The organism is Vibrio sp. 10N.261.55.C5, from assembly GCF_041470505.1.
Taxonomy (GTDB): domain Bacteria; phylum Pseudomonadota; class Gammaproteobacteria; order Enterobacterales; family Vibrionaceae; genus Vibrio; species Vibrio crassostreae_C.
Genome location: NZ_JBFRMS010000137.1, coordinates 1 through 274, shown reverse-complemented (window position 1 = coordinate 274; position 274 = coordinate 1). Strand labels below are relative to the sequence as shown.

The window sequence follows — 274 nt, the reverse complement described above, 5'->3', positions numbered from 1 at the left end:
TTAATTTTCCGGATTGGTATTAGTGCTCATTTTTGTTTTTCTAAACGACAAATATGAAAAAAGCCCGCTGATTTCTCAGCGGGCTTTCTAATGGTGGTGGAGGGATAGGGATTTGAACCCTAGAACCGCTATTAACGGTTGCCGGTTTTCAAGACCGGTGCTTTCGACCACTCAGCCATCCCTCCAAAAAATTGTCATCAACAGATTAGTACACTGTAGATGTTGTTACATGTATACACAGGTAACGATATTTAAAGCCTGGCGATGTCCTACT

The 274-nt window shown here is 41.6% G+C and carries 1 tRNA gene; it reads right to left on the bottom strand.

Going from position 1 to position 274, the window contains the following annotated elements:
• Window positions 1–94 precede the first annotated feature (94 nt).
• A tRNA-Ser gene (locus AB4263_RS24335) sits at window positions 95–185 on the bottom strand.
• Window positions 186–274: the final 89 nt, after the last annotated feature.